The sequence below is a fragment of the Orenia sp. genome (assembly GCF_055140805.1).
Genome location: NZ_JBSQYM010000145.1, coordinates 1 through 7,704 on the forward strand (window position 1 = coordinate 1; position 7,704 = coordinate 7,704).

Below are 7,704 nucleotides of genomic sequence, written 5' to 3' on the forward strand. Positions count from 1 at the left end.
AAACCTTTATAATCATTGATATTATAAGATTTTAAGATGTTTTGAACTTAACTGTCAACCGTTAACTGTACACTGTAAACTAAGACACGAAAGTGTCGCAGTATCTCTATATTATCTCATTAACTATATCTCCCACCTTTATCTTATATACCTTAACGGATCTACTGCTTTATTATTGATATAAAGTCCTAGATGTAAATGAGGACCAGTACTTCTTCCTGTATTGCCAGAAAGTGTAATCACCTCCCCTTTTTTCACCTTCTCTCCCTTTGAAACAAGAAGTTTAGAGTTATGTGCATATAAACTAACTATTCCATTTCCATGGTCAATAGTTACAGTCTTACCATAACCTCTAATCCATCCTGAATATAAGACTGTTCCTTTATATATTGCCTTCACCTTAGTACCTGTTACCACTGCTAAATCAACTCCTTTATGGAGTATTCTCTTCTTCTTAATAGGATGCTCTCTATAACCAAATTCAGAGGAAACTCTAATTACTGTAGGAGCACTTAAATTATTAAGAATATCATCTTTAGTTAAGTTCTTAGCTTTATACTGTGATTTTACTATACTAATAGGTATTCTTAAAACTTCTCCTCCTCTAATTTCCTTAGAACCTATGTTATTAACCCTCTTTAGTATCTCTACAGTGGTATTAAACCTTTTGGCAACCTTATCTAAGCTATCTGTAGGTTTTAAAATATAAGTAATTACTTTATTTAAGTTATACTCAGCCAATTCCTCTAACCCATTTTGGGGAATGATCAATTCATCTCCTATCTTTAATCTGGACGAAGTTAGCTTATTTAATCTTTCAATCATCTCTACACTAACATCATAATCCCTAGCTACACTCTTTAAAGTATCACCAGCTACTACTTTATGGCTCATATATCCTGCAAAATCCTCTAATTTAAAGAAGGTATCTATATCAATCTCACCAGATGCTCTCAACTTATTTCTCTGTTGAAAGTCTACTAAAGATTTATAGGTTTGAGAATCAATCTTTCCTGTCAAAGCAATCTCATATCCTAATATCAATAAATTATATTGAACCCTTTTAATACCTGCTTGATTAGTGACAAATGGTTTAGCACTTACACCCATACTTGTTAAAATAACCATTATAATCAAATTAGATATAAATATATAGAACCTTTTTTTAATTAGCAATTTAATCTCCCCAATCTTTTATATTTTACTTATTATTAAGTCTTAATCACTGCTAATTCTAAGATTAGACAATTATACCTTATATCCCTCTAAAAAAAGAGATAAAGCAATTTGCTTTATCTCTTTAATCATAACGCCTTCTCAGCCTTGAAGCAGGAATCTTAAGTTTAGCCCTATACTTTGCTATCGTTCTTCTTGAAATATAGATCCCTTTCTTCTCCAAGTATTCTTTAATTTTTTTATCACTTAAAGGTTTATTCTTATTCTCATCTGCAACTATCTCCTTAATCTCTTCTCTGACAGCAATTGCTGAAATTCTTCCATCTTTACTCTTGATTCCCTCATTAAAGAAAAACTTTAAAGGAAATAGACCATAGGGGGTTTGAATATACTTATTCTTAGTCGCTCTACTGACAGTAGATTCATGAACCTCCACCCTATCAGCAACCTCTTGCATAATCATTGGTCTTAGATATTTAATCCCATAATTTAAAAATTCAAGCTGAAAATCAACAATATCTTTTACTATACTATAAATAGTCTGTCTACGTTGCTCAATACTTTTAATTAGCCATAATGCTGAATTTAATTTCTTCTCTATATATAATCGATATTTAGGATCATTCTTTTCTTTTAATAGCTTCTGATAATATTTATTAATCCTTAAAACTGGAAAGCTATCTTTATCCATAATAATTTCAAATCTATCTCCAACCTTTTTAATAATAATATCAGGCTCTAAATAATCATTTTTATTACTATTAGCAAAACTTTCTCTAGGGGTAGTCTTTAGATTCCTAATCAAATCAACTAGTTTCTGCACATAAGTAATCTCTAAATTTAAGTCTTTAGATATTACTCTTAATTTATTAGCACTTAACTCTTCTAAATATTCACCAACAATCTGTTGAGCTAAGATAATATTCTTATCTTGAATTACTCCCTTTAATTCCTCTAATTGGAGAGATAAAAACTCTCTTACTCCAGCTGTAGCTACACCTATCGGTTCCAAACCTTGAATTTTATCTAATACTCTTTCCACACTAGCTCTACTAACATTAAGGTTATCCATAACACTCTGAAAATCATTAAAAAACCCAGCCTCATTAAGATTAGCAATTATATACTTAGCGACCCTTTTTTCTAAATCATCATTAAGAACTAATCCTAGCTGTCCCATTATCTCCTCTTCTAAAGTTAATTCTTTACTGATAAAATTTTCATAATTTACTCCTTCACTATGCTCTGAAGGTAAATAACTATTAGATTGCTCAGTATAGCTCTCTTCAAGGCTTAATAAAGGATTCTCCATCATCTCTTTTTTAAGATAATCCTTTAACTCTAAGGTTGATAACTGTAAAAGCTCAATTGCCTGTTGTAATTTTGGGGTCATCACTAACTGTTGCTCCTGCTTTAAATTAAGATTATAACTTAATTCTGTACTCATTTTGCCCTAGCCCCTTTCTTTACAGTTATTATTTTTATTAACTCTTATCTCTTTTACTACATTATATACCTTAGAGCTTAAAAAATAAATTTATTTGTTCTTAGCTTTATAAGCAATATAGATTCAAAATTATTGTAATATAGAGAAAATGGGACACTTTCGTGTCAGGAATCGGAAATCTGGAATCAGTCTGTTTTACTGATAACTGCTTCCTAACTCCTGATTCCTAAAAGTATCCCAATATCCCCATATTAAACTATTTTCTAACTTGATATCCAAAGAAGATATAACTACAATAACCATATATTTTCATTCAAATAATAAAAATACTATCAATAGCCTTATCTCTTAAGGCCGTTGATAGTATTTTTTATCTAAATTATTATCAGCTATTAAAATTTTAAAGATCAGTAATCTATTTCACACTACCTGCAGTAACACTCTCAATAATATGCTTTTGAGCGAAGAAATAGAAGATAATTACAGGTATTATTGCTAAGCCAAGACCTGCAAGAGCTAAATGCCATTGCTTAGTGTACTCTCCAAAGAAGAAGAAGGTTGCTAAAGGAATAGTACGAGTTCCTGGTCTATTGATAACAAGTGATGGCAATAAGAAGTCATTCCAAATCCATACAGTATTCAAGATAGCTACTGTTATTGTTATCGGTTTTAAGATTGGAAAGATAATATGCCAGAAGGTCTGCCAGCTATTACATCCATCTATAGTCGCAGCTTCATCTAATGCTGTTGGTATTCCTTTGACAAAACCATGGTATAAAAAGATTGATAAACTTGAACCAAAGCCTACATACATAAACATCAATCCTGGAATATTTAATAAATTTAATTTCCCCATAACTCTAACCAAAGGAAGCATTACTGCTTGAAATGGTATTAGCATTGCAGCAATATATAAAAAGAAGATAAAATTACTCAATTTAGATTTATTTCTTTGAAGCATCCAAGCTGCCATGGAAGAAAAAATAATTATAAAAACTATACTCCCTGCAGTTATAAGCAAAGAATTAAAGAATACACTCAAAAAGTCTAATCTCTTCCAAGCCTCTACAAAGTTATTAAAATTAATAGAGTTTGGTAAGCCCAAGGTATTCATGAATAATTCTTTTTTAGTCTTAAATGCATTAACAATTACTATATAAAAAGGAGATAGAAATAAAAGCCCTGTTAAAATACCTATTATTCTTAAAATAGTCTTGTTACCTTTATTCATTACATCTCCACCTCGCTCTTCTTAGTAATATAAACCTGACTAAGAGTAACTACACCTATTATTAGGAAAAATACTACTGCTTTTGCTTGAGCAACACCCATCTCATTGAATTTAAATGCAGTATTGTAAATATTCATAGCAATCATTTGAGTCGAATTAGCAGGACCTCCACCAGTTAGTGACAAGTTCTGATCATATAACTTAAATGAGTTAGAAAGTGTTAAAAATAAACTTACTGTAAAAGCTGGTCTTACAAGTGGAAAGACAATATGTTTAGTTCTTTCCCAAGCATTTGCCCCATCAATTTGAGAAGCTTCAACCAATTCTTTAGGGATATTTTGAATTGCTGCTACATAAATAACCATTAAATAACCAGACATCTGCCATGCCATTAAAATTACAAGCCCCCAAAATCCTGTCTCCTGATTAGATAACCAGCCTAATAACCATCGCTGACCAGTTAATTCTCCTAAAGATGCAAAACCTTTAGTAAAGATAAATTGCCAGATAAAACCAAGAATTAATCCACCTATTAAGTTAGGCATAAAAAAGATCGTTCTAAGTGCATTACTTATCTTTAGTTTTCTAGTAACCAATAAAGCCAATGAGAAGCCTATAACATTAATAGTTATAACTGAAGCTATAGTAAATTTAGTAGTAAATATAAATGACTCTATAAAACCTTCATCTTTAAATATCTCTAAATAATTTTTCAAACCAACAAAATTAATATTTGATCTAATACCATTCCAATCAGTAAAAGAATAGTAAATTCCAACCAATAAAGGGACGATAACTACCAATGAAAAAGCAAACAAGGATGGTCCGACAAATCCCCAAAATGCTAATTTATTTCTTTTCATATTCAACTCTCCTTTTAGTAGATGATAAAATTATCCATAATATATGGTTTATATTCTAATTTTTTAATAAGAGAGCCATGAAATCATGGCTCTCTTAATGTAATCAACTTGACAAACGCTTAGCTAAAATTATTCTCTAGCCTCTGCCCAAGTTTCTTTACCATTTTCTACTAGCTGATTCCAAGTAAGATCACCAGCTAAATAGCTTTGAATATCTGCACCTAATTTGTCCATTCCCCATCCAGTTGGATATCCCATAAATACCCATGGCATTGTTCTACCTTGATTAGAGTATCTTAAGATATCTCTTGCTAATGGATCAGTTGGTTCTAAATCTTTTCCTTCATACCCTTTAAATGGAGGGATGAATTTAAAGTCATGGATAATCATCTTCTTACCTTTTTCAGAGGTATATAACCAGTTTAAGAAGTCTTTAGCTGCATCTTTAACAGCTTGATCTTTACCACTATTAACTGCCCAGTACATTGGAATTCCTACAGGAATAGAGTCTTCTTTAGCACCAACTACTGGAATCGGTAAGAAACCAATATTCTTAGCTACTTCTTGATCTATACCTGCAATACTTCCATATGCCCAGTTACCTTGTTGAATAATAGCTACTTGTTGTAATGAGAATAACTCTTCAACTTGCATAGAATAATCAACCGCATTTAAAGATCCCTTAGTCCCATCTGGTTTATAAGCGTAATTCGCTTGTAAATCTACTAATTTTTTCAAAGAATCAGCATATTTAAAATCGATTGTTTTAGCATTAAAAGTATCTATTACACTATCAAATTCATTGGCAAAAGCAACATTTGATAAGTGTAATCCAGTTACCCAAGTCTCTTTAGCTGGGAAACCAATTACTGCTTTTAATCCTAAAGCATCCTTCTTAGCATCTAATTTCTTTACAGCAGCTTGCAATGCATCAAAACTCTTAATAGAGTCAGCATCTATACCTGCTTTTTCAAAGATAGATTTATTGTAGATAAATCCATATCCTTCTTGAGCAAAAGGCATACCATAAATTTTTCCATCTACTGTTACTGCCTTTAAAGTACCATTAAATGCTTTATCAACCCATGGTTGATCTGATAAATCTTCTAACTTCTCTATCCAATCCTTAACATCTTGCATACCACCCATATTCATAATTGCTGGTTCTTGTCCAGATGCAAACTTAGATTTCAAAGAAGCACCATAGTCATCTCCACCACCAACAGTTTGAATATTGATTTTTACATTAGGATTTTCTTTCATAAATTCTGCTGCAGCACTTTCTAATGCGTCTTTAGCTTCAACTTTAAATTGGAATATATCTACTGTTACTTGATCAGCAGCTTGCTTGCTTTCCTTAGATCCACAACCTACTAATGTTAAAGCAGATACAATAAGTAATGATAAGATTAATAATAGTTTTCCTTTTAACTTCAAAAAAATCACCTCTTTATAGTTTTATAAGAAGAATACAAACGGCTGTGTAAAGCTAAAAATTTAAAACCTTAAAAAGATATAAATTAATTAAATTAATCTATATCTTTTCTTAAAGAAGTAGATTCGCGTTCTATAATCTTATAATCTATGATTTCCTTATTCTCTCTACTTTTTTCCTCCAAGATATCAAATAACTTCTGACAAGCCTTCCTACCTAACTCTATGGAATTAATCTCAATAGAAGTTATAGAAGGATTGGCATATTTAGCTAACATACTGTTATTGAAGCTGGCTAGCATTATATCTTCTGGTACTTTTTTGTTACCCTCTTTTAATCTCTTTAGTGCACCTAAAGACATTAAATCATCAGCCACTATTATTGCATCAGGTTCATTATCTAAATTCATTAACCTGGATGTAAGATAATAGCCACTTTTTTCCATGAATTTATCAGATATAAAGTAGTCTTCATTGAAAGTGATATTATAGTCCTTTAATGCTCTTAAATAACCTTTATACCTTTCTTTCATAACTACAGAATCTAACTCCCCACCTATAAAAGTTATCTTATCTCTCCCTTTTCTTATCAGAAGTGAAGTTAAGTCATAAGATGCTTGCTCATTATCATTGTCTACTGAGGGTATATCATCATACTCCAAACAACTTCCTATTAACACAAAGGGAACATTATTCTCTTTTAAAAATTTGATTCCACCATCATCTTCCTTAGGACGAGTTAAAATCAATCCATCTACCCTTTTTCCTTTGATTATTCTTTTGAGAACATCTACATCATTTTCTTCTTTGTGGTTTGTAACGATTAAAATATCAAAAAAACGTTGAGATGCTATCAGACTTATCCCTTTTAAAGCCTTTTGGAAGAAAGGATTGATGAAAATATCTTCTTTATAAGAAGGCATTATTACTCCAATAGTATCAGTCTTATTACTTGCCAGACTTCTAGCTATTGTATTTGGGTAATAGTTAAGTTCTTCCATTACCTCTAAAACCTTCTTTTTAGTCCTTTGACTAATTCTAGAATCATCAGATATAACCCTAGAAACTGTAGAGGCTGAAACGCCTGCCAATTTGGCAACATCTTTCATAGTAATTCCTTCCAAATTTACCACCTCTGATAAATAGATAAATCTTAAATAGATGAAGATTTACTATACAAAGACTTATATAACTTATATAATCAACTATTCAATTATAATGCAACCGTTTGCATTACTCTTCTGTAATTATATGTTATCATAAAAAAAAGCTTGATTCAACACTTTTTTTATATTTGTTCATATATTATATTTTTTAACATAACTTGTTTTAAATGTTAAAACACACAAATAAAAAGAGGACTCTAAATTTAGAATCTCATTTTTACTTGTGTGTTTTTTACTTTTAATATAGGCATGTGAATTTAAAATGAAGATTAATGGGGCTATTGCGACACTTTAGTGTCAGGAATCAGGAACCTGGAATCAGTATGTTCTACAGATTCCTGATAACCGATTCCCGATTCCTAAGGTGTCGTAATATCTCTCTATTGT

Annotated in this window: 6 protein-coding genes; all 6 read right to left on the bottom strand. The window is 31.0% G+C overall.

Annotation, left to right across the window (positions count from 1 at the left end):
- Positions 1-138 precede the first annotated feature (138 nt).
- Positions 139-1,128, bottom strand: coding sequence for a M23 family metallopeptidase (locus tag ACTCDL_RS12650; RefSeq protein WP_463177203.1), 990 nt, complete (start codon positions 1,126-1,128; stop codon positions 139-141).
- 172 nt (positions 1,129-1,300) lie between these two features.
- Entirely contained in the window at positions 1,301-2,623 is a 1,323-nt protein-coding gene (gene rpoN / locus ACTCDL_RS12655) for an RNA polymerase factor sigma-54 (protein ID WP_463177207.1), read from the bottom strand.
- A 415-nt stretch (positions 2,624-3,038) separates the two neighbouring features.
- Positions 3,039-3,854 (bottom strand): carbohydrate ABC transporter permease, encoded by an 816-nt coding sequence (locus ACTCDL_RS12660; RefSeq protein ID WP_463177211.1) that lies wholly within the window; start codon positions 3,852-3,854, stop codon positions 3,039-3,041.
- Positions 3,854-4,717: a carbohydrate ABC transporter permease gene (locus tag ACTCDL_RS12665; RefSeq protein ID WP_463177215.1), complete on the bottom strand. Its 864-nt coding sequence runs from the start codon at positions 4,715-4,717 to the stop codon at positions 3,854-3,856. The genes ACTCDL_RS12660 and ACTCDL_RS12665 overlap by 1 nt, the downstream gene beginning before the upstream one ends.
- A 129-nt stretch (positions 4,718-4,846) precedes the next feature.
- Complete coding sequence (locus ACTCDL_RS12670) at positions 4,847-6,154, bottom strand: ABC transporter substrate-binding protein (protein WP_463177218.1); 1,308 nt, start codon at positions 6,152-6,154, stop codon at positions 4,847-4,849.
- Positions 6,155-6,246: 92 nt separating this feature from the next.
- Positions 6,247-7,275, bottom strand: a complete 1,029-nt coding sequence (locus tag ACTCDL_RS12675; protein WP_463177221.1) for a LacI family DNA-binding transcriptional regulator — start codon at positions 7,273-7,275, stop codon at positions 6,247-6,249.
- Between the last annotated feature and the right edge of the window lie 429 nt (positions 7,276-7,704).

Bases quoted from the DNA above. Each gene is read 5' to 3' on its own strand.
- rpoN (WP_463177207.1), bottom strand. From the start codon at position 2,623: ATGAGTACAGAATTAAGTTATAATCTTAATTTAAAGCAGGAGCAACAG.
- ACTCDL_RS12650 (WP_463177203.1), bottom strand. From the start codon at position 1,128: ATGGTTATTTTAACAAGTATGGGTGTAAGTGCTAAACCATTTGTCACT.
- ACTCDL_RS12665 (WP_463177215.1), bottom strand. From the start codon at position 4,717: ATGAAAAGAAATAAATTAGCATTTTGGGGATTTGTCGGACCATCCTTG.
- ACTCDL_RS12660 (WP_463177211.1), bottom strand. From the start codon at position 3,854: ATGAATAAAGGTAACAAGACTATTTTAAGAATAATAGGTATTTTAACA.